The 26,579-nt window shown below is 32.2% G+C and carries 23 protein-coding genes and 2 riboswitches; all 23 genes read left to right on the plus strand.

Annotated features, from left to right (window positions below; translation table 11 throughout):
• Positions 1-14: 14 nt before the first annotated feature.
• Positions 15-201: riboswitch (cobalamin riboswitch) on the plus strand.
• Between the two features lie 102 nt (positions 202-303).
• The 23 genes from KQI41_RS05610 (at position 304) to gpmI (ending at position 26,572) form a co-directional block, all read left to right on the plus strand.
• Positions 304-1,281, plus strand: coding sequence for an ABC transporter substrate-binding protein (locus KQI41_RS05610; RefSeq protein WP_154440976.1), 978 nt, complete (start codon positions 304-306; stop codon positions 1,279-1,281).
• 13 nt (positions 1,282-1,294) lie between these two features.
• Positions 1,295-2,338 carry a FecCD family ABC transporter permease gene (locus tag KQI41_RS05615; RefSeq protein WP_154440974.1) on the plus strand — a complete coding sequence of 348 codons (1,044 nt, stop codon included), beginning with the start codon at positions 1,295-1,297 and terminating at the stop codon, positions 2,336-2,338.
• A gap of 12 nt (positions 2,339-2,350) precedes the next feature.
• Positions 2,351-3,130 (plus strand): heme ABC transporter ATP-binding protein, encoded by a 780-nt coding sequence (locus KQI41_RS05620; protein ID WP_154440972.1) that lies wholly within the window; start codon positions 2,351-2,353, stop codon positions 3,128-3,130.
• Between the two features lie 101 nt (positions 3,131-3,231).
• Positions 3,232-4,044: a Cof-type HAD-IIB family hydrolase gene (locus KQI41_RS05625; protein WP_154440970.1), complete on the plus strand. Its 813-nt coding sequence runs from the start codon at positions 3,232-3,234 to the stop codon at positions 4,042-4,044.
• 15 nt (positions 4,045-4,059) lie between these two features.
• Positions 4,060-4,527 (plus strand): tRNA (uridine(34)/cytosine(34)/5-carboxymethylaminomethyluridine(34)-2'-O)-methyltransferase TrmL, encoded by a 468-nt coding sequence (gene trmL / locus KQI41_RS05630; protein WP_154440968.1) that lies wholly within the window; start codon positions 4,060-4,062, stop codon positions 4,525-4,527.
• An 88-nt stretch (positions 4,528-4,615) separates the two neighbouring features.
• Positions 4,616-6,235 (plus strand): Na/Pi cotransporter family protein, encoded by a 1,620-nt coding sequence (locus KQI41_RS05635; protein ID WP_154440966.1) that lies wholly within the window; start codon positions 4,616-4,618, stop codon positions 6,233-6,235.
• A 144-nt stretch (positions 6,236-6,379) separates the two neighbouring features.
• Positions 6,380-6,483: riboswitch (glycine riboswitch) on the plus strand.
• A 299-nt stretch (positions 6,484-6,782) separates the two neighbouring features.
• Positions 6,783-7,721: a thioredoxin-disulfide reductase gene (trxB, locus tag KQI41_RS05640; RefSeq protein WP_154440964.1), complete on the plus strand. Its 939-nt coding sequence runs from the start codon at positions 6,783-6,785 to the stop codon at positions 7,719-7,721.
• Positions 7,722-7,757: 36 nt separating this feature from the next.
• On the plus strand, positions 7,758-8,078 hold the full coding sequence (trxA, locus tag KQI41_RS05645) for a thioredoxin TrxA (RefSeq protein WP_154440962.1): 321 nt from the start codon (positions 7,758-7,760) through the stop codon (positions 8,076-8,078).
• Positions 8,079-8,165: 87 nt separating this feature from the next.
• Positions 8,166-9,452 (plus strand): glycine/sarcosine/betaine reductase component B subunit, encoded by a 1,287-nt coding sequence (locus KQI41_RS05650; RefSeq protein WP_154440960.1) that lies wholly within the window; start codon positions 8,166-8,168, stop codon positions 9,450-9,452.
• An 82-nt stretch (positions 9,453-9,534) separates the two neighbouring features.
• Positions 9,535-10,008 (plus strand): glycine/sarcosine/betaine reductase complex selenoprotein A, encoded by a 474-nt coding sequence (grdA, locus tag KQI41_RS05660; RefSeq protein WP_154440958.1) that lies wholly within the window; start codon positions 9,535-9,537, stop codon positions 10,006-10,008.
• A 43-nt stretch (positions 10,009-10,051) separates the two neighbouring features.
• Positions 10,052-11,368, plus strand: coding sequence for a glycine reductase complex selenoprotein B (gene grdB, locus KQI41_RS05665; protein ID WP_154440956.1), 1,317 nt, complete (start codon positions 10,052-10,054; stop codon positions 11,366-11,368).
• Between the two features lie 129 nt (positions 11,369-11,497).
• Positions 11,498-13,036, plus strand: a complete 1,539-nt coding sequence (gene grdC, locus KQI41_RS05675; RefSeq protein WP_154440954.1) for a glycine/sarcosine/betaine reductase complex component C subunit beta — start codon at positions 11,498-11,500, stop codon at positions 13,034-13,036.
• A gap of 10 nt (positions 13,037-13,046) precedes the next feature.
• Positions 13,047-14,234 (plus strand): glycine/sarcosine/betaine reductase complex component C subunit alpha, encoded by a 1,188-nt coding sequence (gene grdD / locus KQI41_RS05680; RefSeq protein ID WP_154440952.1) that lies wholly within the window; start codon positions 13,047-13,049, stop codon positions 14,232-14,234.
• Positions 14,235-14,404: 170 nt separating this feature from the next.
• Complete coding sequence (locus KQI41_RS05685) at positions 14,405-15,511, plus strand: BMP family lipoprotein (RefSeq protein WP_216584992.1); 1,107 nt, start codon at positions 14,405-14,407, stop codon at positions 15,509-15,511.
• A gap of 77 nt (positions 15,512-15,588) precedes the next feature.
• Positions 15,589-17,115, plus strand: a complete 1,527-nt coding sequence (locus tag KQI41_RS05690) for an ABC transporter ATP-binding protein (protein ID WP_154441006.1) — start codon at positions 15,589-15,591, stop codon at positions 17,113-17,115.
• Complete coding sequence (locus tag KQI41_RS05695) at positions 17,102-18,211, plus strand: ABC transporter permease (protein WP_154440950.1); 1,110 nt, start codon at positions 17,102-17,104, stop codon at positions 18,209-18,211. The genes KQI41_RS05690 and KQI41_RS05695 overlap by 14 nt, the downstream gene beginning before the upstream one ends.
• On the plus strand, positions 18,204-19,181 hold the full coding sequence (locus KQI41_RS05700) for an ABC transporter permease (protein WP_154440948.1): 978 nt from the start codon (positions 18,204-18,206) through the stop codon (positions 19,179-19,181). Before KQI41_RS05695 ends, KQI41_RS05700 begins: the two co-directional genes overlap by 8 nt.
• A 126-nt stretch (positions 19,182-19,307) precedes the next feature.
• Entirely contained in the window at positions 19,308-20,684 is a 1,377-nt protein-coding gene (rpoN, locus tag KQI41_RS05705) for an RNA polymerase factor sigma-54 (RefSeq protein WP_154440946.1), read from the plus strand.
• A 163-nt stretch (positions 20,685-20,847) separates the two neighbouring features.
• Positions 20,848-21,879 carry a sugar-binding transcriptional regulator gene (locus tag KQI41_RS05710; protein WP_154440944.1) on the plus strand — a complete coding sequence of 344 codons (1,032 nt, stop codon included), beginning with the start codon at positions 20,848-20,850 and terminating at the stop codon, positions 21,877-21,879.
• A 48-nt stretch (positions 21,880-21,927) separates the two neighbouring features.
• The gene (gene gap / locus KQI41_RS05715; protein WP_154440942.1) at positions 21,928-22,932 is read left to right on the plus strand and encodes a type I glyceraldehyde-3-phosphate dehydrogenase; all 1,005 of its coding nucleotides are present in this window, start codon (positions 21,928-21,930) and stop codon (positions 22,930-22,932) included.
• A 114-nt stretch (positions 22,933-23,046) separates the two neighbouring features.
• Positions 23,047-24,243: a phosphoglycerate kinase gene (locus KQI41_RS05720; RefSeq protein ID WP_154440940.1), complete on the plus strand. Its 1,197-nt coding sequence runs from the start codon at positions 23,047-23,049 to the stop codon at positions 24,241-24,243.
• Positions 24,244-24,283: 40 nt separating this feature from the next.
• Complete coding sequence (tpiA, locus tag KQI41_RS05725) at positions 24,284-25,027, plus strand: triose-phosphate isomerase (protein WP_154440938.1); 744 nt, start codon at positions 24,284-24,286, stop codon at positions 25,025-25,027.
• Between the two features lie 12 nt (positions 25,028-25,039).
• Positions 25,040-26,572, plus strand: a complete 1,533-nt coding sequence (gpmI, locus tag KQI41_RS05730; RefSeq protein ID WP_154440936.1) for a 2,3-bisphosphoglycerate-independent phosphoglycerate mutase — start codon at positions 25,040-25,042, stop codon at positions 26,570-26,572.
• The last annotated feature ends 7 nt before the right edge of the window (positions 26,573-26,579 follow it).

The following is a 26,579-nucleotide window of genomic DNA, read 5'->3' on the forward strand; positions in this document are numbered from 1 at the left end:
ATATTATTTTTTTACAATGTAATAGCTTTATAGGTGTTTCATACATTATTATGAAACTTAATAGGGAAAGTGGTGAAATGCCACTACAGCCCCCGCTACTGTAAATGGGTACGAAACCAAAATAGCCACTGGGAAACTGGGAAGGCATTGGAACTAGGATGAACCATAAGTCAGGATACCTGCCTATATTTAAGCCTCGGAGGGAGGGATGAGATATAAAAAACTTATCCTTAATAAAGGCTTAAGTTTTTTTGTTTTCAAAGAGGCAAGTTATTGTAGATAATAAAAAACAGGAGGAAGAAAATGAGAAGAATTAAAGGGTTAGCATTATTATTATCATTGTTATTAGTATTTTCAATAGTTGGCTGTACTTCTAAGGAAAAACCAAATGAAGAATTGTCATTAGAAGATATAGATTCACAGGGTAGTGAAGTAGATGAAGAGATAGTATCTTTTCCAGTAGAAATAGAAGATAGCTTTGGAAACAAAGTAACTATAGAAAAAGAACCTACTAAAATAGTATCTTTAGCACCAAATAATACAGAAGTGTTATTTGCTTTAGGATTGGGAGATAAAGTAATAGGAGTAACATCTTATTGTGATTACCCAGAAGAAGCTAAGACTAAGGAAGTTGTAGGAGATTTTAGTGGAAATAATTTGGAAAAAATAGTGGAGTTAAACCCAGATTTAGTTTTAATTTATGGTGCTGGAAATGAAGAAGATAATAAGATACTAAAAGAGGCAGGAATAAAAGTTCTTGGATTTATGCCTGAAACTATAGATGCTGTAATGAAGGATATAGAAACAGTAGGAAAGGCTACGGGAAAAGATAAAGAAGCATCTGAATTTATAAAATCTATGAATAATAAGAAGAATGAAATACTAGATAAGGTAAAAGATCAAGAAAAAATTAAAGTATTTTATGAAATATGGCATGATCCATTAATGACAGCGGGTAAAGGTTCATATATAGATGAGTTAATTACTTTATCTGGAGGAGAGAATATAGCACAAGATGCAGATGGTGCATATCCACAATATGATTTAGAACAATTAGTTGAAAGAAATCCAGAAGTTTATTTAACATCAGCAGATACTGAAGATAAAACTGTTGAATCTATAAAATCTAGACCAGGTTATGAAAATATATCAGCCATAGAAAATGATAGAATCCATATCTTTGAAGGAAATGAATCAAATATCATGTCTCGACCTGGGCCAAGAATAATTGAAGCATTGGAGTTAGTGGCAAAATCCATTCATCCAGAATTATTTAAATAAAGTTGGGGTTTAGATGAAAAAAGACATAAGTAAGACAAGATATAGTTTGATTATAGTTATATTAATATTGATCCTAACATTTGCCATAGCTTTTTTTTCCGTAATAGGTACTGCAAATATTGGTGTAATAGATACATTTAGAATTGTTATTTCAAAGATACCTATTATAGAAAGATGTATAGATATTTCAGATATTTCTAAGTCACATGAAACTATAATTTGGTCCATAAGACTTCCTAGAGTATTGTTAGGAGCTTTAGTTGGTGCTAGTCTATCTATGACAGGTGCTGCTTTCCAAGGAATATTTAAAAATCCAATGGCTGATCCTTATGTAATAGGAATTTCATCAGGGGCTGCACTTGGTGCTTCCATAGCAATAATACTTGGAATAAATATATCCTTTATGAATTTATCAACTATATCTATATTTGCATTTATTGGGGCCTTATCTGCAGTTTTTACAGTATATAATATAGCAAGAATAAAAAACAAAGTTCCTGTAACTACTTTACTTTTAGCAGGTATTGCCATAGGTCAGTTTTTAACTGCAATAATGTCTTTTTTAATGGTTATTTATAGTAAAGATATGGCAAAGATAATATACTGGACCATGGGAAGTTTGGCGGGAAAAGGGTGGACACCTTTAATAAGTATAACTATTCCTGTAGTTATATCAATGACGGGTATCGGCTTTTTTGCAAGAGACTTAAATATTATGCTAATAGGAGAAGAATCGGCCCAAAGTCTAGGGATAGATGTGGAGAGAACGAAGGTATATATACTTATACTAGGAAGTTTCTTGGTTTCCATGGTAGTATCTGTATCAGGGATCATAGGATTTGTAGGACTTATTATACCTCATATAGTGAGAATAGTATTGGGGCCAGATAATAGAATATTACTTCCATCATCGGCTTTAGTAGGAGCTATATTTATGATATTTGCAGATACCATAGCTCGTACAATAATTTCCCCAGTAGAAATTCCAGTTGGAATAATAACTGCTTTATTTGGAGGTCCATTTTTTCTATATTTGCTGCGAAAGAGTAAGAAATAGTGAGGTGTTGCTATGTATACTTTAGAAGTTAAAGATTTAAGCTTTAGTTATGGAAAGAAAGCAGTATTAAAGAACATATCTCTTAATATAGAAAAAGGAAACTTTATAAGCATAATAGGTCCTAATGGTTCTGGGAAATCCACTCTTTTAAAAAATCTTAATAATTTATATAAACCTGATAATGGAAGCATATTTTTAGATGGACTAAATATAAAGAAAGTAAAACCTAGGGAATTGGCCATGAAAATAGCTTTAGTGCCTCAAAATACTGTTATTGATTATGACTTTACAGTGGAAGATATAGTTCTTATGGGAAGACATCCTTATAAGGGAAGATTTCAAAAGGAAGATGAAAGCGATTATAGGATTGTAAATGAAGCAATGGAAATGACTAATACCCTTTATTTAAAGGATAGGATAATTACAGAGATTTCAGGTGGGGAAAGACAAAGGGTTATAATAGCCAAGGCTCTAGCCCAAAATCCTTCTATTATACTATTAGATGAACCTACTTCTCATTTAGATATAAATCATCAAATAGAAATACTAAATCTATTGAGAAAATTAAATCAAGAAAAAGGTACAACTATAGTGGTAGTAATCCATGATATAAATCTGGCATCAAGGTATTCTGATGAGATTATTCTGATAAAGGATGGTCAAATAAAAGCTACAGGTAGTCCTCAAAAGGTTATAACGAAGGAAAATATTGAATTTGCATATAATATTAACGTTGAAATAGACATGAATAAGTATTCAAATAGTTTATATTTAACACCAATTAATGAGTGAAGATTAAATATAAAAAAACAAACTAGTTTAAACTAGTTTGTTTTTTTATATTTAATTTTTTTATTTGTTATGTTATATTAAATAATTGAGGAGTGATAAAAATGAAATATAAATTAGTTGCAATAGATATGGATGGAACACTTTTAAATAACAATAATGAAGTTTCTGAAAGGACAAGGAAAGCTATAGACAAAGCCAAAGAAAAAGGCGTTCATATTGTTATATCTACAGGAAGGGTTCTCAAATCAGCTTTATACTATGGGAAGTCATTAAATTTAAAAGCCCCAATAATTGCATGTAATGGTGCCATTATTGCAGATGAATCAGATAATATTATTTATAAAAATTCTATAGATAAAAATTTAATAAAGTCAATAATTGATATTGCAAAAGAGAGAAATATATATTATCATTTCTATGATGAATCTAGATTTTATTCTCATGTTAAAGTTGAAGAAGTATTGAAATTTTATAATGAAGGAAACAAAGAAAATAGTATAGATATAAAAGTATTTGAAAATATAGAAGAAATTATAGAAGATAAAGATTTGAATGTATATAAATTTATATTTATAGATGAAAATAAAGATAATCTACAGAATTTAAGGCGAGAATTGGGTAATATAGATAATATAGGTATATCCAGTTCGTGGGCAAACAATATAGAGGCAATGGGATGTAATGTGTCAAAGGGAGAGGCAGTAAAAGAATTATGTACAAAGCTTAATATTAAACCAGAAGAAGTAATAGCCATAGGTGATAGTGAAAATGATTTACCCATGTTACGTTTTGCAGGTTTAGGAGTTGCCATGGGAAATGGAAATGAAATAATAAAAAAAGAGGCTGATTATATTACAGATACAAATCAGGAAGATGGAGTAGCTAAGGTAATAGAGAAATTCATACTAGAATAGGAGAGTAAACAATATATGTCATTAAATATAGTACTTGTGGAACCTGAAATACCTTCAAATACAGGAAATATCGCTAGAACTTGTGCTTTAACAGGAACGGTACTTCATTTAGTAAGACCTTTAGGTTTTTCAGTAGATGATAAGGCACTTAAAAGAGCTGGACTTGATTATTGGAATCTAGTGGAAATCCATTATTATGATAATTTTTTTGAGTTATTGGAAAAATACCCTTATGGGGATTTTTATTATGCCACAACTAAGGCTAAAAATAACTATACAGAATTTAACTACAATGATAATTCATTTTTTGTTTTTGGTAGGGAAACGAAAGGGTTATCAAAGGAAATATTAGAAGATAATTTTGACAAAGGTATTAGAATACCTATGAAGACAAATATAGCTAGATCTTTAAATTTAGCTAACTCAGTAAATATAGTATTATTCGAAGCTTTAAGGCAATTGAATTTTCCTAATATAGAATAAAGTTAAAAAAAACGATAATAACCACAATAAATGTGGTATTATATATTTAGAATAAATAGGTTAATAAATTTACTTAGGAGGTTAACTTATGGATATAGCTCTGCCAGTACTTGGTGGACTTGGATTGTTTCTTTATGGAATGAATCTAATGGGTACAGGTTTACAAAAAGCAGCAGGTGAAAAATTAAAGAAATTAATTGAAGTTTTAACTAATAATAGACTTATGGGCGTAATTGTAGGAGCACTTGTAACTATGGTTATTCAAAGTAGTTCTGCTACTACAGTTATGGTAATAGGATTTGTAAATGCAGGTCTTATGTCGTTATCTCAAGCTGTTGGTGTTATTATGGGTGCTAATATAGGTACTACAGTGACAGCTCAGCTAATTGCTTTTAATTTAACAGATTATGCACCTTTAGCAGTGGCAATAGGTGTAGGGATTTGGATTGCAACTTCAAAGAAAAAAGCTAAGGATATTGCTGAAATACTTATTGGATTCGGTATTTTATTTATTGGTATGGACATGATGAGTGGTGGTCTAAAGCCATTGGCAGATTTACCAGCTTTTACTAATATTATGATTAGCTTAAATAATCCTGTTCTAGGTATGCTAGTAGGATTAGGACTTACTACTATTGTTCAAAGTAGTAGTGCTTCAATAGGTTTATTACAAGCTTTGGCTAGTCAAGGATTACTAAATATCAACATTGCATTTCCAATTCTTTTTGGAGACAATATAGGTACAACTACTACAGCTATGATTTCATCAGTTGGAGCTAATAAGACAGCAAAACGTGCAGCTATAATACACTTTTTATTTAACTTAATTGGTACAATTATATTTATGACAATTTTAAAAAATCCGATACAAGATTTGGTAACTAAAATATCTCCTAATGATGTTCAAAGGCAAATAGCCAACGCCCATACATTCTTTAACTTAATAAATGTAATTATTCAATTACCTTTTGCTGGATTACTGGTTAAGGCTGCCACAGCTATAGTGCCAGGAGATGTAAAACAGGATGCTCAAGAATCAAAATTCCTTGATTTTAGAATTATAGAAACTCCTTCTATAGCATTAGGACAAGTAAGAAAAGAAATTGCAAGAATGGGTGACTTTGTAGAAGACAACTTAGATAAAGCTAAAAAGATATTTGTAGATAATAAATATAAGGAAATTGACTCTGCTTTAGAACAAGAACAAAAAATAAACAAACTCCAAAGGGAAATTACCGAATACCTAGTTAGGCTTTCTAATGCTCCTATATCTGATGAAGAACATAAACAACTAAATGTACTTTTCAATAATATAAATGATATCGAAAGAGTAGGGGATCATGCTGAGAATATAGTAGAGCTTGCCCAAGAAAAAATGGAAGGTAATATGCAGTTTACAGAGGAAGCTATTGAAGAACTAAATGAAATATTTGGTAAATGTCAAACTGCATTTAAACAATCTATGAATGCTTTTAAAATCAATGGAGAAAAAGAAGCTAGAGAAGTTTTAGTTTTAGAAGATGAAGTAGATGCTTTAGAAACAAAAAATAGAACAAATCATATAGATAGATTGAACAAAGGATTATGTTCTACAGGACCTGGGATAATTTTTCTAGATTGTATAAGTAATTTAGAAAGAATATCAGACCATTGTTCTAATATAGCCTTATATGTATTAGATAACTATAAGAGTAAGCCTAAACATTAATAAAAAAAATTAATAGTTAAAAGGGTTGTATAATTATATTTTATGTATTATAATACTAATTGGATGTGAAAAAAGTATCAAAATAACTGATTTTGCATACCATAACATTAAAGAAAGACATAATTTTAAAATTTAATTGTCTGGATGATTAATGCGGAAGAGACCATATATTATGGCGCCGAAGGAACAAGTTGATGGGTTAGCCGATCCACAATGAAACTCTCAGGCAAAAGGACCGTATTATGACAGAACTCTGGAAAGCGCAAGCACCGAAGGAGCAACCCCAAAATGGGAGAATCTCTCAGGTAAATGAACAGAGTAAGTAGGCCTTATAGACCTATTTATTCTGTTTTTTATTTTTGTATTTCTAGAGAAAGTATAAAAAAATATTGATTTTTTAAATTTGTATGACTATAATTAGGGTAATATGTTAATATGGCGGATAATATTTCTTTTAACCATAAAATTTTAGGGATATTATTAGTGATATTTGGCAAAAATGCAATACTAGACAACTACATAAATATATATTAAGGGAGGAAAACAAATGATTTATGATGTAATAATCATAGGAGCAGGTCCAGCAGGATTAGCAGCAGGTCTTTATTCATCAAGAGCAAGACTTAACACTTTAATCATTGAAAAAGATGGAGATGGAGGACAAATAGCTACTACTGATGAAGTTGCTAACTATCCAGGTTCAATTGAAAATGCAAGTGGACCATCTTTAATTGCAAGAATGGTGGAACAAGTTAATGAATTTGGTGCTAAAAAAGTAAATGATGAAATTAAATCAGTAGAATTAAATGGAGACATTAAAGTTTTAAAAGGTGCAAAAGAAGAATATCAAGCTAAAACAGTTATTATAGCTACAGGCGCTACACCAAAACCAATAGGTTGTCCAGGAGAGAAAGAATTAACAGGTAGAGGAGTTTCATACTGTGCTACATGTGATGCAGCTTTCTTTGAAGACCTAGAAGTATTCGTAGTAGGTGGAGGAGATTCAGCAGTTGAAGAAGCTATGTACTTAACAAAATTTGCTAGAAAAGTTACTATAGTTCATAGAAGAGACGAGCTTAGAGCAGCTAAATCAATCCAAGAGAAAGCATTTAAAAACGAAAAAATGAACTTCATGTGGGATACTACTATTACTGAATTAAAAGGTGATGGTATTCTTGAATCAATGATAGTTAAAAATGTTAAAACTGGTGAAGAAAAAGAAATATTTGCAGATGAAGATGATGGAACATTTGGAGTATTTGTATTCGTAGGATATAACCCAGCTACAAAATTATTTGATGGCATAATTGACATGGAAGATGGGTATATAAAAACTGACGCAGATATGAAGACAAATATACCAGGAGTATTTGCTGCTGGAGATAACAGAGTTAAATCACTTAGACAAGTAGTTACAGCTACAGCAGATGGTGCAATAGCAGCAGTTCAAGCTGAAAAATATATAAATGAGCATTTTGAAGACTAATTTAGATTAAAATTAAATTTAGGAGGTATAATAGAAATGTTAGAACTAAACAAAGATAATTTTGAAGAAGAGGTATTAAAAGCAGAAGGTTATGTTTTAGTTGATTACTGGGGACCAACATGTGAACCATGTAAAGCACTTATGCCACATGTTCATGCTTATGAAGAACAATATGGTGATAAAATTAAATTTACATCATTAGATATTACAAAAGCAAGAAGACTTGCAATTGGACAAAAAGTTATGGGATTACCTGTAATTGCTATTTACAAAGATGGAGAAAGAATAGATGCTGTAGTAGCTGATGATGCTACAAAAGAATCAGTAGAAGAGTTAATTAAAAAATATTATGCTTAATTAACTAAATTGACATTGGTTTTAATTCTGGGCTAAGGCCCAGGGTTGAGATATAGATATTTGCCAAAATAAGAGGAGGTGAATTTTATGCGTCTGGAATTAGGCCATGTGCTAATTAAAGATGTTCAGTTTGGTAATGAAACCAAACTTGAAAACGGGGTGCTAACAGTAAATAAAGATGAATTAATCAACTTGATTAAGGAAGATGAGCACCTTGCATCAGTAGACGTTGAAATTGCAAAACCTGGTGAAAGTGTTAGAATTACACCTGTTAAGGACGTAGTAGAACCAAGAGTTAAGGTTGAAGGTCCAGGAGGAGTTTTCCCAGGAATATTATCAAAGGTTGATGTTGTAGGTTCAGGAAAAACTAATGTATTAAAAGGTTGTGCTGTAATGACAACTGGAAAAATCGTTGGTTTCCAAGAAGGTATAGTAGATATGACAGGACCTGGAGCAGAATATACTCCATTCTCCAAAACTATAAACTTAGTTATGAAATGTGAACCAATAGAAGGATTAAAGCAACACGATCATGAAAAAGCTGTTAGATTTGCTGGATTTAAAGCTGCTGCTTATTTAGCAGAAACAGCAAAAACATTAACTCCAGATACAGTAGAAGTATACGAAGTAGATACATTCTTAAAAGGAATTGAAAAATATCCAAATCTTCCAAAAGTAGGATATGTTCAAATGCTTCAAACTCAAGGATTACTTCATGATACTTATGTATACGGAGTAGATGCTAAGCAAATAGTACCAACTATAATGTACCCAACTGAAATAATGGATGGTGCAATTGTAAGTGGTAATTGTGTATCAGCTTGTGACAAGAATACAACTTACCATCAAATGAATAACCCAGTTATTCATGACCTTTTAGCAGCTCACGGTAAAACAGTAAACTTCGTAGGTGTTATAATCACAAACGAAAACGTTTACCTAGCTGATAAAGAAAGATCATCAAACTGGTCAGCTAAACTTGCTGAATATCTAGGACTTGATGGAGTTATAATTTCACAAGAAGGTTTTGGTAACCCAGATACAGACCTTATTATGAACACTAAGAAAATAGAAGCTAAAGGTATCAAAACTGTAATCATCACTGATGAGTATGCAGGTAGAGATGGTGCCAGCCAATCTCTAGCAGATGCGGATCCTTCAGCTAATGCAGTAGTTACAGGAGGTAATGCTAACGAAATAATCGTATTACCACCAATGGATAGAGTAATTGGTACTTTAGATTATACTGACATCATTGCAGGTGGATTTGATGGAAGTTTAGCTGAAGATGGTACAATTACTGTAGAAATCCAAGCTATTACTGGAGCAACTAATGAAGTAGGCTTCAACAAAATGTCAGCAAGAGGATTTTAATTTAAACATATAAATATATATGTGAAAAATACGAATTATATACTAATGAAGAAGAAATAAAATTAAGAAAGGAAGTGGCGAAATGTCAATATTTAATGAAAACTCAAAAGTTATCATTATCGGGGACAGAGATGGTATACCAGGACCAGCTATGGAAGAATGTATAAAAACCACTCCTGCAGAAGTAGTATTTTCAGCAACAGAATGTTTTGTCTGAACGGCTGCAGGCGCAATGGACTTAGAAAATCAAAAAAGGGTTAAAGATTTAACTGAAAAATACGGTGCAGAAAATATGGTCGTATTAATTGGTGGAGCAGAAGCTGAATCAGCAGGATTAGCAGCTGAAACAGTTACAGCAGGAGACCCTACTTTCGCAGGTCCATTAGCAGGAGTTCCGTTGGGACTTAAAGTTTATCATGCAGTAGAACCAGAATTCAAAGAAGCAGTAGATGCTGATGTATATGATGAGCAAATTGGTATGATGGAAATGGTTCTTGAAGTTGATGAAATCGTTTCAGAAGTAAAAGGTATGAGAGACGAACATACAAAATATTAATATATAATATCCCGATACGCAATACATGAGAGGAGGGAAACAAATGGGGAAAATTAAAGTAGTACACTATATTAACCAGTTTTATGCTGGAATTGGTGGAGAGGAAATGGCAGACCATAGACCAGAAGCAAGAGAAGGTGCTATGGGACCTGGTTTAGCTATTCAAGCAGGATTTAAAGACGAAGCAGAAATCATAGCTACGGTTATATGTGGTGATGGATATTTTGGCGAAAATCTAGAAGATGCAAAAAAAGAAGTACTTGAATTAATTAAACAATATAACCCAGACCTAGTTATAGCTGGACCAGCATTTAATGCAGGTAGATATGGAGTTGCAGCAGGTACAGTTACAGAAGCTGTACAAAATGAACTAGGAATACCAGCTGTAACTGGTATGTATATAGAAAACCCAGGTGCTGATATGTTCAAGAAGTCAGTATATGTTGTTTCTACAAGAAACTCAGCTGCTGGTATGAGAGATGCAGTTAGTAAATTAGTGCCATTAGCACTTAAAGTAGCTAAGGGTGAAGAAATAGGTTCTCCAGAAGAAGAAGGATATTTAGAAAGAGGAATCAGAAAGAATTACTTCACTGATAAGAGAGGTTCTGAAAGAGCAGTTGATATGCTTGTGAAGAAACTTGCAGGAGAAGAATTTGTTACTGAGTTCCCTATGCCAAACTTCGATAGAGTTGATCCAAACCCAGCTATAAAAGATTTATCTAAAGCTACAATAGCAATTGTAACTTCAGGTGGTATAGTTCCACACGGAAACCCTGATCACATTGAGTCATCATCAGCTCAAAAATATGGTAAATATGATATTGAAGGTGTTGATGATCTTAAAGAAGGAGAATGGGAAACAGCGCACGGTGGACATGACCCAGTATATGCTAATATAGATGCAGATAGAGTTATTCCAGTTGACGTTTTACGTGAAATGGAAAAAGAAGGAAAAATTGGTAAACTACACAGATATTACTATTCAACAGTAGGAAATGGTACTGCTGTAGCAAGCTCTAAGAAATTCTCAGAGGAATTCTCTGCAGAAATGAAGAGAGATGGAGTAGACGCAGTTATCTTAACTTCTACGTGAGGCACTTGTACACGTTGCGGTGCAACAATGGTAAAAGAAGTTGAGAGAGCTGGTATTCCAGTAGTTCATATGTGTACAGTAGTTCCAATATCATTAACAGTAGGAGCTAATAGAATAGTTCCAGCTATAGCTATTCCTCATCCATTAGGAGATCCAAAATTAGATCCTAAGGAAGAGAAAGCTCTTAGAAGAAAATTAGTTGAAAGAGCATTAGAAGCTTTAACAACTGAAGTAACAGAACAAACTGTATTTGATGTTAAAAAATAATTAATAAAAATTATAAAAGGGTGATTTCTATCACCCTTTTATAAGCAAAGTACTAAAAAGTAAAATTAAGGTATCTTTGCTTGAATTCACAGAAGACAATTACATACCAAAATTTATGGAGGTGGACATATGAATTATTCAGTAGTAAAAGGAACATCTTATGTTCTAATGCAAGCACCAGATATGATTATTCACAATGGTACAACTCAAACAACAGAGAGATTACTACACCCAGATTCAGAATATTTAAAGGAATTACCAAAGCATATTCGTAAATTTGAAGATGCTGTTAACTATTTACCAAACCAAGTTTACATTGGAAACCATAAGCCAGAAGAGCTTAAAACAATAGAACAACCATGGTATGATAAAGATGTTCAAGATGCAAAAAGAGATGGTAAATTTGGTGAAATAATGCCACAAGATGAATTTATAGGTCTAATTAAAATAGTAGACGTATTTGATCTTGTGTTATTATCAAAAGAATTCACAACAATGGTTAAACCAAAACTAGATGCACATCCACTAATTAAAGATGAATTTGTTGCAAAATTAAAAGATGGTGCAGAAATAGCAGATATTGAAAAATATATTAACGAGCAAGGTGCAGAACCACTATATCATGATGAAAAAGTAGTAGGTTGTGTAAAGAGAGCTCACGATGTAGACGTTAACTTAACAGCTCACGTTATGTTTGAAAACTTAGTTACAAAAGCATCAGGAGTATTAGCTGCATTACATTGTTTAGCTAAAAATGATTTAAATCCTGAAGAAGTTGAATATGTAATTGAGTGTTCAGAAGAAGCTTGTGGAGATATGAACCAAAGAGGTGGCGGTAACTTTGCTAAGGCAGTTGCAGAAATGGCTGGACTTACAAATGCTACAGGTTCAGATTTAAGAGGATTCTGTGCAGCTCCTGCTCATGCTATAGTATCAGCAGCTTCATTAGTTCAAGCAGGAACTTATAAAAAAGTTATGGTTGTTGCAGGTGGATGTACTGCTAAATTAGGTATGAATGGTAAAGACCATGTTAAAAAAGATATGCCTATATTAGAAGACGTTATTGGTGGATTTGCAATGATAGTTGCAGAAAATGATGGCGTAAACCCAGTTCTTAGAACTGACTTAGTTGGTAGACATACTGTAGGTACTGGTTCATCACCACAAGCAGTTGTTACTTCATTAGTTACAGCTCCACTTGATAAAGCAGGATTAAAAGTAACTGATATAGATAAATACTCAGTAGAAATGCAAAACCCAGATGTTACAAAACCAGCGGGAGCAGGAGATGTTCCAGCAGCTAACTATAAAATGATAGCAGCTCTAGGAGTTAAGAGAGGCGAAGTTGAAAGAACTGGTATAGACGCATTTATTCAAAACCATGGTATGGAAGGATGGGCACCAACTCAAGGACATATTCCTTCAGGAGCACCATATGTTGGATTTGCTAGAGAAGAAATGTTAGAAGGTAAAATGAATAGAATGATGATCGTAGGAAAAGGAAGTTTATTCTTAGGTAGAATGACTAACTTATTTGACGGTACATCAATAGTAATGGAAAGAAATACTGGAAAGTTAGATGACAATAAAGGTGTATCAGAAGAGGAAGTTAGAACACTTGTGGCAGAAGCTATGAGAGATTTTGCTTCTCATCTACTTCAAGATTAGAGGTGATAATATGTCAGATAACAATATAAAAGACATGATTGGTAAAGTCTTTAATGATATTGCCGATGCCATGCAAACTGGACAATTTGGCGAAAGAGTTAAAGTAGGTATTACAGTAGCAGGTTCAGAATTAGGAATTGACAATATAGTAAAAGGTGCTGAAATGGCTCAAGCTAGAGATAAGAGCATTGAGGTAGTATTAATAGGACCTAAAGTTGATTCAGCTCTTACTCAACATAACGTTGAAGGTGAAGATGCTCAACATAAGAAAATGGAAGAACTATTAGACAGTGGAGAAATTGGAGCTTGTATTACAATGCACTATAATTTCCCAATAGGGGTTTCTACAGTAGGTAGAGTTGTAACTCCTGGACAAGGTCGTGAAATGTTCTTAGCTACAACTACAGGAACATCATCACCACACAGAGTTGAAGCTATGGTTAAAAATGGTATATATGGTATTATAACTGCTAAAGCTATGGGGATTAAAGACCCAACAGTAGGTATCCTAAATGTTGATGGTGCAAGACAAGTAGAGAGAGCTTTCAAAGACTTAAATAGCAAAGGCTATCCAGTTAATTTTACAGAATCAGGAAGAGCAGATGGTGGTTCAGTAATGAGAGGTAACGACCTTTTAACAGGAACACCAGATATTATGATAACTGATACATTAACAGGTAATCTTTTAATGAAAGTATTCTCATCTTTCTCAACAGGTGGTTCTTATGAAGCACAAGGCTTTGGATATGGCCCAGGAATTGGTGAAGATTACAATAGAACAATTCTGATTCTTTCAAGAGCATCAGGTACTCCAGTAGTGGCTAATGCAATAGCTTATGCAGCGTCTTTAATAAGAGGAAATGTAACTCAGATTGCTAAAGAAGAATTTGAAAAAGCAAATAAAGCAGGGTTAAAAGATATATTAAAAGGTCTTACAAAAGACACTAAAAAGGTAGAGGCTAAAGAAGAAGAAGTTGTAGAAGCTCCACCAGCAGAAACTGTAACAGGAACTATAAACGGTATAGATATTATGGAACTAGAAGATGCTGTTCAAGCACTTTGGAAAGAAGGTATCTATGCTGAATCTGGAATGGGTTGTACAGGACCAATAGTAATGGTAAATGAAGCTAAGTTAAGCGAAGCTATTAAAGCATTAGCAAAAGCTGGCTATGACGTAGGCGAATCCGATCCATGCTAAGATTTAAGGCTCCAAGGAAACTTGGAGCTTTTATATTGAAAAAAAACTGAATATACATTATAATGTTATTGTAAGAAAATTTGCCTAAAGGGGTAATTATATAATATTATTTAAATAATATTATATAAACAATATTATTTAAACAAATAAAAATTTGGGGGTAATGAAAAGTGAAAAGAAAATTATTAGCATTATCATTAGTCTTAGCATTAGTTTTATCCTTTGCACTAACAGGATGTAAGCCAACTGAGAAGGCTCCGACAGATGATAACAATGTAACAAATGAAGATACTAATACACCAGATGACAATGATGCAGAAGCTACAGATATTAAAGTTGGTATGGTTACAGATGAAGGTGGAGTAAATGACCAATCATTTAACCAATCAGCTTGGGAAGGTTTAGAACAAGCACAACAAGAATTAGGAGTTACTGCAAAATATCAAGAATCACATCAAGAGGCAGATTATGCACCTAACTTTGAAACATTATTAGATGCAGGTAATGATTTAATTTGGGGAATCGGATATAAACTAGCAGATGCTGCATTAGCTGCAGCTGAAGCCAATCCAGATACTAAATATGGTATAATTGACTCTGCTTATGGAGATGATACACCAGAAAATATGGTAGGAGTATTATTTAAAGCAGAACAACCATCATTTTTAGTTGGATACATTGCAGGTAGAATGACAGAAACTAATAAAATAGGTTTCGTTGGTGGTATTGAAGGAGAAGTTATTGGTTCATTTGATTATGGATTCCAAGCAGGAGTTCAATATGCAGCAAAAGAATTAGGAAAAGAAATTACTGTTTTATCACAATATGCTGATTCATTCTCAGATGCAGCTAAAGGTAAATCAATAGCTACTAATATGTATCAACAAGGTATGGACGTAGTATTCCATGCAGCAGGTGGAGTAGGCGATGGTGTTATTGAAGCAGCTAAAGAGCAAAACAAATGGGTAATTGGAGTAGATAGAGACCAAAGCGATATGGCTCCAGACAATGTTTTAACTTCAGCTATGAAACGTGTAGATATAGGTGTATACAATATAGTTAAAGCATTAAAAGATGGAAATTTCCCAGGTGGTACTACTGTAACATATGGTTTAGCAGATAATGGTGCTGTAGATATAGCTCCTACATCAGATAAACATGTTCCAGCTGATATATTAACAAAAGTAGAAGAAATCAAACAAGATATTATAAATGGCAAGATAGAAGTTCCAGTTAATCAAGATACTTATGATGTATTTGTAGAAGGTTTAAAATAATAAAAATAAAGCAGCTCAGGCTATAGTCTGAGCTGTTTAACTCTAAATAGGAGGGAAACCTGTTGACCACTGAAAAAATGGATATAAAAGCAATAGAAATGAAGAATATAACTAAAAAATTTGGTGATTTTACTGCTAACGATAATATAGATTTAACAGTCCATAAAGGTGAGATTCATGCCTTATTAGGTGAAAATGGTGCAGGAAAAAGTACTTTAATGAATGTTCTTTACGGACTTTATACACCAACTTCAGGTGATATTTACATAAATAGTAAGAAAGTAAACATTACTAACCCTAATATAGCAATAAAAAATGGTATAGGAATGGTACATCAACATTTTATGCTAGTAGATACTTTTACAGTGGTAGAGAATATTATTTTAGGTATGGAAACCACAAATGGTGCTGTATTAAACATAAAAGAGGCAACTAAAAGAGTAGAAGAAATTTCTAAAAAATATGGTTTACTAGTAGATTGCCATGCAAAAATACAAGATATTTCTGTAGGAATGCAGCAAAGAGTAGAGATACTTAAGGCTTTATATAGAGGTGCTGATATTCTAATATTAGACGAGCCAACAGCAGTTCTTACACCTCAAGAAATTGATGAATTGATTAATATAATTCATTCCTTAGCAGATCAAGGTAAAACTATAATTATAATTACCCATAAATTGAAAGAAATCAAGGCAGTTGCTGATTACTGTACAATCATTAGAAGAGGTAAAAAAATTGATACAGTAAAAGTTGAAGATGTAAACGAAGAAAATTTAGCAGAAATGATGGTAGGTAGGGAAGTAAGTTTTGTTACAGATAAAAAGCCTATAAATAGAGGTAAAAAGATATTAAATATAAATAATGTTCTTATAAAAGATAATAGAAAATTAAATGCAGTAAATGGATTATCCTTAGAGCTTCATTCAGGAGAGATACTAGGAATTGCTGGAGTAGATGGAAATGGGCAATCTGAACTAATAGAAGGTATTACGGGACTTAGACATATTGAGTCTGGAAATGTAATCCTTGATGGAAAAGATATAACAAATAAAACTCCTTTTGAAATAATAAACTCTGGTTTAAGTAATATTCCAGAAGACAGGCAAAAAAGAGGTTTAGTATTAGACTTTACAATTGCAGAAAATATGATATTGGAAAATTACCATAAAGAACCTTTTTCTAAAAAAGGTAGGTTAAATCATAAATCTATAGAAGATTTTTCAAAGAAATTAATAGAAAAATTTGATGTAAGACCAAATAATCCAAGCCAAAAAGTAGGTGCATTATCTGGTGGTAATCAGCAGAAAGTAATTATAGCCAGGGAAGTAACAAACAATCCAGAAGTGTTAATTGCTGCTCAACCAACGAGAGGACTAGATGTTGGAGCTATTGAATATGTTCATAGATATTTAATAGAACAAAGGGATAATGGAAAAGCAGTACTTCTTATTTCCTTTGAACTTGATGAAGTAATAAATCTTTCTGATAGAATAGCAGTTATTTATGAAGGACAAATAGTAGATATAATAGATGCTAAAGATGCAGATGAAAGAAAACTAGGTCTTCTTATGGCTGGAGGAGGTGTAAATAATGAAAAAAAATAACAAATTTATAGTAACCTTATTCTCAATATTTTTAGGACTAGTAGTGGGAGCTATAATCTTATTTATATCAGGATATAATCCAATAGAGGCTTACCAAGTAATGTTTATGGGCATATTTGGTAGTCCAAAATATATTTCTTATACAATAGTTAGATCTACCCCTATAATAATAACTGGTATATCAGTGGCATTTGCTTTTAAAACAGGATTATTTAATATAGGAGCAGAGGGACAATTTATAATAGGTTCAATATTTGCAATGATAGCAGGATATTTATTTAAATTACCTCCAGTAATTCATGGTTTAGTGGCTATTCTAGTAGGAGCACTGGCAGCAGGTATATGGGCAGGAATAGTTGGAGTACTAAAATCTAAATTTGGGATAAATGAGGTAATTTCATCTATAATGTTAAACTGGATAGCTTTATATATGAATAATTATTTTTTAACATTTCCACTTCTAAGAAGACCGAATTCAGATGCTTCATTTAAAGTATTAGATACAGCAAAAATAAACTTTTTAGGACAATGGAAGGTATCAGAGGCAGGAAAAGCATTTTTGAAGGATAATAAATTTTTAAGAGAATTATTGAACCCACCAGTAAATTATGGTTTTTTAATAGCCATATTATTAGCCATACTAGTATGGTACATACTAAAGCATACTACATTAGGCTACCAACTAAAAGCTGTTGGATATAATAAAGATGCTGCTGAATACGGTGGGATAAATATTAAGAAAAATATAGTAGTATCTATGATGATTGCAGGTGCAATATCTGGGATTGCAGGTGCTACACAGGTTCTAGGAGTAGAACATCAAATAGGAATTCTTGCTGCATCTCAAGGATATGGATTTAATGGCATGGCAGTATCTTTAATTGCAGGAAATAATCCTTTAGCCACTATACCAGCAGGATTATTATTTGGTGGATTGACTTATGGTGGTGGAAAACTTAATTCTTTAATTGGAGCACCGTCAGAAGTAATAAATATAGCCATAGGTTCCATAGTATTCTTTGTGGCTATGCCAAAACTATTTGAAATGTTTGGTAAAATCTTTACTAGAAGAAAAAGAGGTGAAAATCTTGATTAGTATAATCAATAATCTAGGAATTATAATAGGAATATCTTTAATGTATTCAGCACCTCTTATATATACTGCCCTAGGTGGAGTTATATCTGAAAATGCAGGTGTAGTTAATATAGGTCTTGAAGGTATGATGACTATAGGTGCCTTAGTAGGTGCAACAGTAGGTTATTATTCAGGAAACCCTTGGTTGGCATTTTTAGCAGCAGGTATTGCAGGAGGAATTATGGCTATACTCCATGGTATCGCGTCTATTACCTTTACTGCTGACCAAATAGTATCTGGTATAGCAATTAACTTTATAGGACCTGGACTAGCTTTATTCCTTTCAAGATTGTTTTTTGAAGGAGCAACAATGACTAAACCTATTCCATTAGATAATAAAATGCCACAGCCATTTAAAAATATTTTACCAGAAGTTACACAGGTAGAAACCATAAAAGATGCTATGATAAACTTCTTTAGAAATGCAATTTTTAATCAATATATAACGGTTTTTATTGCTTTTATATTAGTATTTATAGTATGGTTTGTATTATATAAGACAAAACTAGGTCTTAGAATCCGATCTGTAGGAGAACATCCAAGAGCAGCAGATACATTAGGTATAAATGTATATAGAATCAAATATATAGCAGTTATTTTATCAGGCGTATTTGCAGGATTTGGTGGTGCTGCAATGAGTATAGCAGTAGTAGCAAACTACAGAGCAACATTAATATCTGGTCAAGGATTTATAGCTTTAGCGGCTATGATATTTGGTAAATGGAAACCTCAAGGGGCTATGTGGGCTTGTTTATTATTTGGTGCAGCTCAAGGTATTGCAATTTATCTTGGAGGTACAGCAATTAAAGTGCCATCAACTTTACTAGCCATGACCCCTTATGTAATTACATTATTGGCATTGATATTTGTAGTTGGAGAAGGAAATGGACCTAAAGCTAATGGACTTCCTTATGAAAAAAATCAAGGTTAAATAAATTATATATTTCAAAAAAGACTTCTTTAAATGATTTTATGGAAGTCTTTTTTTATTTTGTACTTTGTTAATATTCTGATATAATATAATTAAATACAATTTTATTTAGGAAGGTTGAATTTTATGAGACTTAGCTATGATTTAATCCTTGAACAATCTCAAAAGTTAATAATGACTCCAGAATTAAGACAAGCTATAGAATTATTACAATTTAATAGCTTGGAATTAAAAGAATATATTACCAACGAATTAGAAGAGAACCCTATGCTTGAATCAGCAGGTGCCAATGAAGAATTTGAAAACCTAGATAAGTATAAAGATGATAATGATATTGACTGGAAAGAGTACCTAGAAAAGTATGATGATATTAGTTATAGAGCCCAAGTAGATAAAAATGTAAAGGAATATAATTATGAATCCTTTATAAGCCATGGACCTACATTAAGGGAACATTTACTATCACAACTAAGCCTTATTTCCCTGGAAAATAAAGAATATAAAATAGGGGAAAACATTATATATAATATTGATGAAAACGGATATTTAAGTACTTCCATAGAAGATATTGCAAAATTTATGAAATCAAATATAGAAGAGGCAAAAATATTATTAGATATTATACAAGCCTTTGATCCAGTAGGAGTAGGAGCTAGGGATTTGAAAGAATGTTTATTAATTCAATTAAGAGATAGAAAAGATGTTCATCCCTGTACTCAAACAATAATTGAAGATTATTTAGAGGACATAGGATATAATAGGGTACAGAAAATTTCAAAGGAGTTAGGTCTTGAACTTGTAGAAGTGCAAGACATCTGTGATTACATAAAAAACTTAGAGCCTAAGCCAGGTAGGACATTTAGGGGAGAAAGTGGGGATGCAAGATATATAACTCCAGATGCTGAAATCAAACTTGTAGATGGAGAATTTGTTGTTATAATAAATGATTCTACAGGTCCTAAACTTAATATCAATAATTATTATAAGGAACTTATGAAATCAGAAGGAGATAAAGATACGATAGACTTTCTTAATGAAAAGTTTAATTCAGCAATGTGGGTAATTAGAAGTATAGAACAAAGAAGATCAACTATTAGAAAAGTAATTGAGTCTATATTAAAGTTTCAAATGGATTTTTTTATAGAAGGAGAAAAATCCCTAAAGTCTCTTACATTAAAGGATGTAGCAGAAGACATAGAAATGCACGAATCTACCATATCTAGAGCTACAAATGGAAAATATGTGCAAACTCCTAGAGGATTATTTGAGCTAAAATATTTTTTTTCATCTGGAATATTAAGTGAAGAAGGAGAACTATCATCTACTAGTATAAAGGTTACATTAAAGGAAATTATAGATAATGAAAACAACAAAAAACCTTATAGTGATCAAAAAATAGCTGAGTTATTAAAGGAAAAAGGAATAAATATTTCAAGAAGAACTGTTGCAAAATATAGAGACGAATTAAATATACCTTCCTCAACAATAAGGAAAAGATATTAAATGAATATATTATTTAATATTGCATAATATATAAATGTATTATATACTAGAAGTGGTAGAATTTTTATTCTACCATTTCTTTAAAGATACTGGGACTAAAAATGCACTACTGGGACTAAAAATGACCAAGTAGGATAATACTTCCAATTAAGAGGTGAATTATATGGAAATGCTAGAATTATTAAAAAAGATAACTCCAGAAATAGTCGATATAATTGAAAAAAGATATCTTATTTTAAGGGCTATTTCCTATAATCAACCTATAGGAAGAAGAGCCTTGTCTACAGAATTAGGTTTTAAAGAACGAACTGTAAGAGACGAAGTAGGAATACTTAAAAATCAAGGGTTGTTAAGCATTGATTTAATGGGTATGTATATAACCCATGAGGGGAAAAATGTGTTATCAAATCTACATTCAATATATGGCAATCTAAAAGGTATTCCTAAAATGGAAGAAAGATTAAAAGAAGTTTTAAAAATAAGAAAAATAATCATATCACCAGGTAATTTGTCAGAAAACAGCATGGTTCTAAAGGATATGGGTAAAATTACAAATAGGTTGTTAAAAGAATCTTTGTTGGCTAAAGAGGTAATAGGTATTACTGGAGGAAGTACTATGGCAGCAGTAGCTGATGAAGTTACTTCTGATAACAAAATAAGAGATGTAATAGTAATACCAGCTAGGGGAGGATTGGGACGTGAGGTAGAGACTCAATCAAATTCCATAGCAGCAAAACTAGGTCAGAAATTAGGAGGTTCCTATAGGTTATTATATGTACCAGATGGGCTGGAAGAAAAAGCTTTAGAACTTATGTTAAAAAATGAAGAAGTTAAAGAGTCTATGGAGCTAATTGATAATATGAATACCCTTGTATTTGGAATTGGTAGGGCAGATACTATGGCAAAGAGAAGAAATTTATCTGAAGAAAAAATAGACGCATTAATTAAAGCTGGTGCAGTAGCTGAAGCTCTTGGACATTATTTTGATATTAAAGGAAATGAAGTTTGGGAATTTAAAACCATAGGATTATCCCTTGGAAAATTTAAGGCTTTAAATAACCTTATTGGAGTAGCAGGTGGAGAAGAAAAAGCTGAATCAATAATTGCAGTATCTACATTAAATCAAAATATGACTTTGATAACAGATGAATCTGCTGCAAAAAAGATATTGGATATAGTAAGTAATGCTACATAGTAGCCAAAATATATAAATAAAAAAATATAATAAATAGGAGGAAGAGTTATGTCAATGAAAGTTGGATTAAGTGGATTTGGTAGAATAGGTAGAGACGTATTAAGAGCTTATGCAGAAAATGGTGTAGATGAATTTGAAATAGTAGCAATAAATGCTTCAGGAAGTTTAAATGATTTAGCACATCTATTTAAGTATGATACTATGTATGGTAAATTCAATGGTACACTAGAAGTAGTTGAAGATGGATTTATTATTAATGGAAAAAAGGTTAAAGTAGTGGCTCATAGAGATCCATTAGAAATACCTTGGAAAGACCTTGGTGTTGAATTAGTAATAGACTCTACAGGAGCATTTAGAGATAGAGATGGTCTATCTAAACATATAAAAGCAGGTGCAAAAAAGGTTATCATAACTGCCCCAGCTAAGGATGAAGACATTACCATAGTACTTGGAGTAAATGAAGACAAATATGATCCAGCTAATCATCATATTATTTCAAATGCTTCATGTACAACAAACTGTTTAGCACCAGTGGCTAAAGTTATACTTGAGAAATTTGGCATTAAAAAAGGTCTAATGACTACAATCCATGCTTATACAAATGATCAACAAATTCTAGATAAAAGACATAAAGATCTTAGACGTGCAAGAACAGCGGCACAAAATATTGTTCCAACAACAACAGGAGCTGCTAAGGCAGTAGCTTTAGTACTTCCAGAATTAAAAGGAAAACTTAATGGTTTCTCAGTAAGAGTACCAGTTCCTACAGTTTCTATGGTAGATGTAGTGTTTGAAGTGGAAAATAAAGCTACAGCAGAAGAAATAAATCAAGCATTAAAAGAAGCCAGTGAAGGAGAATTGAAAGGAATACTAGGTTACTCTGATGAACCATTAGTATCATCAGACTATATAGCTGATCCTCGTTCATCAATTGTAGATGGATTATCAACTATGGCTATAGATAATATGGTTAAAGTAGTTTCTTGGTATGATAATGAGTGGGGATATTCAGAAAGAGTAGTAGACCTTGCAAAATTAGTAGCAACTAAATAGGCTTACGCCAATTATGAATGTTGAATTTTAAATTGTGAATTAAAACAACTAACAATTTGATACTGAGTATCAGATTGTTAGTTGTTTCATAAATATTGGTGAAGAGGTGTTAATATGTTAAATAAAAAATCGTTAAAGGATTTTAATTTTGCAGGAAAAAGAGTATTAGTTAGATGTGATTTTAATGTTCCAATGGACGAAAATGGAAATATTACAGATGATATAAGAATTACATCATCATTACCTACTATAAATTATTTAATAGAACAAGGGGCTAAGGTAATATTAATGTCACATCTAGGTAGACCAAAAGGTGAAGCGAATAAAAAATATACATTAGAAGCAGTTGCCAATAGACTTAAAGAATTATTAAATAAAGAAGTAATATTTGCAGATGATGATAACGTAGTGTCTAATGCTGTAAAAAAACAAGTAGAGGCTATGGAAGACGGAGATGTTTTATTACTTCAAAATACTAGATTCAGAAAAGAAGAAGAAAAAAATGAAGAAAATTTTGCTAAAGATTTAGCATCCTTGGGAGAGATATATATAAATGATGCTTTCGGTACTTCCCATAGAGGTCATGCATCTAATGTAGGGGTGTCTACATATTTACCATCTGCTGTGGGATTTTTAGTAGAGAAAGAAATATCTATTATGGGTAAAGCCTTAGAATCACCAGATAGACCTTTTGTAGCAATACTTGGTGGTGCAAAGGTATCTGATAAAATAGGAGTAATAGAGAATCTTATAAATAAAGTAGATGCCATAATAGTTGGTGGTGGCATGGCTTATACCTTCCTAAAAGCACAGGGATATGAAATAGGAAAATCCTTACTTGAAGAAGATAAAATTGATTTAGCAAAGAATTTATTAAAAAAAGCAGAAGATAATAATGTAAAGTTAATGTTGCCAGTAGATGTAGTAGCTGCAAAGGAATTTAAAAATGATACTGAATTTAAAACAGTTAAAATAGAAGAGATTCCAGAAGATATGATGGGATTAGATATAGGTGAAGAATCCATAAAATTATTTTCAGCTGCAATTAAAGAAGCAAAAACTGTAATCTGGAATGGACCAATGGGAGTATTTGAAATGGATAATTTCAAAAAAGGTACAGATGCCGTAGCAAAAGCTATGTCAGAAACAGAAGGTATAACCATAGTAGGTGGAGGAGATTCTGCATCAGCAGTTGAAAAATCAGGCTTCGCTGAAAAAATGACTCATATTTCAACAGGTGGAGGAGCATCACTAGAGTTACTTGAAGGAAAGATTTTACCTGGAATTGATGCAATAAGTGAAAAACAGTGAATAGTTATTAGTTGTTAACTAAAGAAATGGAGGAGATATAATGCGAACTCCTATAATCGCAGGAAATTGGAAAATGAACAATACAATTAAAGAAGCCTTGGAGTTAATAGAAGAAATCAAGTCCTATGAATTAAATAAAGATGTGGAAGCTATAGTTTGTGTACCTTTCACATGTCTTTCTGATGTTAAAAAATCATTGGAGAACACAGAAATCAAACTGGGTGCACAAAATATACATTGGGAAGAAAATGGAGCTTTTACAGGTGAGATTTCTCCTAAAATGTTAAATGAGATGGGAGTTGATTATGTAATAATAGGTCACTCTGAAAGACGTCAATATTTCAATGAAACAGATGAAACTGTAAACAAAAAAATAAAATCTTCTCTAAATCATGGTCTTAAACCAATAGTTTGTGTAGGAGAGACATTAGATGAAAGAGAATCTGGTATAGAGAATGATATAGTAAAAAAGCAAATAAACAAAGCTTTTGAAGGTATAGAAGAAAAGGATTTAGACAATATAGTAATTGCCTATGAGCCAATATGGGCAATAGGTACAGGAAAAACAGCATCTGCAAGTGATGCAAATAATATGCTAGGATTCATAAGGGAAACTATTGGACAAAAATATGGAGAAAAGAAAGATCATATTAGAATACAATACGGTGGAAGTGTAAAGCCTAGCAATATAAAGGAATTAATGGATAAAGAAGAAATAGATGGTGCCTTAGTTGGTGGAGCTAGTTTAGTGGCTAAGGATTTTGTAGATTTAATAAATTTTTAATTGGAGGATAATATGAATAAATCGCCAGTTATGTTAATAATACTAGATGGTTTTGGTGTGGGAAAGACATACGAAGGAAATGCAGTAAAACTGTCTAAAACTCCTAATATAGATAAATTATTTGAACAATATCCTAATACTACTTTGGATGCCTCTGGTTTCGCGGTAGGTCTTCCAGAGGGTCAAATGGGAAATTCAGAAGTCGGACATTTAAATATAGGCTCAGGTCGTATAATATATCAGGATTTAACTAAGATAACTAAATCTATAGAAGACGGAGATTTTTTTAATAAAAATGAGTTTTTAGAAGCCATAGAAAATGCTAAAAAGAATAATTCTAAAATTCATCTAATGGGTTTAGTATCATCAGGTGGAGTTCATAGCCATAATAGTCATTTATATGGATTGTTGGAATTAATGAAGAATCATGATTTCTACAATGTTTACATACATGGAATATTAGATGGAAGAGACGTACCACCAACATCAGGTAAAGAAGATATAAAGGAATTAATAGAAAAGATTGATGAAATAGGTGTAGGGCATATTGCTACAATATCTGGCAGGTATTATGCTATGGATAGAGATAAAAGATGGGATAGAATTAAATTAGCTTATGATGCTTTTACTTTAGGTAAAGGCAAAGAAAGTGAGAATCCTTTAATAGCAATAGAAAACTCTTATAACGAAGGAGTAACAGATGAGTTTATCATACCTACTGTTATTAAAGAAGAAGGTAAGCCTGTAGGAACTATAGATAGTGGCGACTCTATTATATTCTTTAATTTTAGACCAGATAGAGCTAGACAAATTACAAGAGCCTTTGTAGATAAAGATTTTGATGGTTTTGAAAGGGAGAAAATAGTGGATACTTTCTATGTAACTATGACGGAATATGATAGGACTATAGAAAATGTTCATGTAGTATATACTGATGAATCTCCTATAAATACATTGGGAGAATATATAAGTAATAAAGGATTAACACAATTGAGAATTGCTGAAACTGAAAAATATGCTCATGTGACATTTTTCTTCAATGGTGGAATAGAAGAACCTTATGAAAATGAAGACAGAGCACTTATTCCATCACCAAAAGTGGCAACTTATGATCTTCAGCCAGAAATGAGTGCTATGGAGGTAAAGGATGAGGTACTAAATAGGCTCAGTATGGATAAATACGATTTAATTATATTAAACTTTGCAAATCCAGATATGGTAGGTCATACAGGAATAGTATCAGCTACAGTAAAAGCTATAGAAACTGTAGATACTTGTTTAGGTGAAATAATAGAACTTCTAATTAAAAAAGGTGGTAAAGCACTAATTACAGCAGACCATGGAAATGCAGAGATGTTGATAAACGAAGCTGATGGTAGCCCTATAACATCTCATACAAATAATAAGGTGCCATTGATTCTAGTGGGAGCAGGAGATGTAAAGTTACAAGAAGGAATATTAGCGGATTTAGCACCAACAATACTAGAACTTATGGATTTAGAAAAACCAAAAGAAATGACAGGGAAATCATTAACTATTTGCTAAATAAAAA

This window comes from Tissierella pigra (assembly GCF_018917845.1).
GTDB lineage: Bacteria > Bacillota > Clostridia > Tissierellales > Tissierellaceae > Tissierella > Tissierella pigra.

What these genes read in the sequence shown, in the direction of transcription:
- KQI41_RS05610 (WP_154440976.1), top strand. Translation starts at nt 304, where the DNA reads ATGAGAAGAATTAAAGGGTTAGCATTATTATTATCATTGTTATTAGTA.
- KQI41_RS05615 (WP_154440974.1), top strand. Translation starts at nt 1,295, where the DNA reads ATGAAAAAAGACATAAGTAAGACAAGATATAGTTTGATTATAGTTATA.
- KQI41_RS05620 (WP_154440972.1), top strand. Translation starts at nt 2,351, where the DNA reads ATGTATACTTTAGAAGTTAAAGATTTAAGCTTTAGTTATGGAAAGAAA.
- KQI41_RS05625 (WP_154440970.1), top strand. Translation starts at nt 3,232, where the DNA reads ATGAAATATAAATTAGTTGCAATAGATATGGATGGAACACTTTTAAAT.
- trmL (WP_154440968.1), top strand. Translation starts at nt 4,060, where the DNA reads ATGTCATTAAATATAGTACTTGTGGAACCTGAAATACCTTCAAATACA.
- KQI41_RS05635 (WP_154440966.1), top strand. Translation starts at nt 4,616, where the DNA reads ATGGATATAGCTCTGCCAGTACTTGGTGGACTTGGATTGTTTCTTTAT.
- trxB (WP_154440964.1), top strand. Translation starts at nt 6,783, where the DNA reads ATGATTTATGATGTAATAATCATAGGAGCAGGTCCAGCAGGATTAGCA.
- trxA (WP_154440962.1), top strand. Translation starts at nt 7,758, where the DNA reads ATGTTAGAACTAAACAAAGATAATTTTGAAGAAGAGGTATTAAAAGCA.
- KQI41_RS05650 (WP_154440960.1), top strand. Translation starts at nt 8,166, where the DNA reads ATGCGTCTGGAATTAGGCCATGTGCTAATTAAAGATGTTCAGTTTGGT.
- grdC (WP_154440954.1), top strand. Translation starts at nt 11,498, where the DNA reads ATGAATTATTCAGTAGTAAAAGGAACATCTTATGTTCTAATGCAAGCA.
- grdD (WP_154440952.1), top strand. Translation starts at nt 13,047, where the DNA reads ATGTCAGATAACAATATAAAAGACATGATTGGTAAAGTCTTTAATGAT.
- KQI41_RS05690 (WP_154441006.1), top strand. Translation starts at nt 15,589, where the DNA reads ATGGATATAAAAGCAATAGAAATGAAGAATATAACTAAAAAATTTGGT.
- KQI41_RS05695 (WP_154440950.1), top strand. Translation starts at nt 17,102, where the DNA reads ATGAAAAAAAATAACAAATTTATAGTAACCTTATTCTCAATATTTTTA.
- rpoN (WP_154440946.1), top strand. Translation starts at nt 19,308, where the DNA reads ATGAGACTTAGCTATGATTTAATCCTTGAACAATCTCAAAAGTTAATA.
- KQI41_RS05710 (WP_154440944.1), top strand. Translation starts at nt 20,848, where the DNA reads ATGGAAATGCTAGAATTATTAAAAAAGATAACTCCAGAAATAGTCGAT.
- gap (WP_154440942.1), top strand. Translation starts at nt 21,928, where the DNA reads ATGTCAATGAAAGTTGGATTAAGTGGATTTGGTAGAATAGGTAGAGAC.
- KQI41_RS05720 (WP_154440940.1), top strand. Translation starts at nt 23,047, where the DNA reads ATGTTAAATAAAAAATCGTTAAAGGATTTTAATTTTGCAGGAAAAAGA.
- tpiA (WP_154440938.1), top strand. Translation starts at nt 24,284, where the DNA reads ATGCGAACTCCTATAATCGCAGGAAATTGGAAAATGAACAATACAATT.
- gpmI (WP_154440936.1), top strand. Translation starts at nt 25,040, where the DNA reads ATGAATAAATCGCCAGTTATGTTAATAATACTAGATGGTTTTGGTGTG.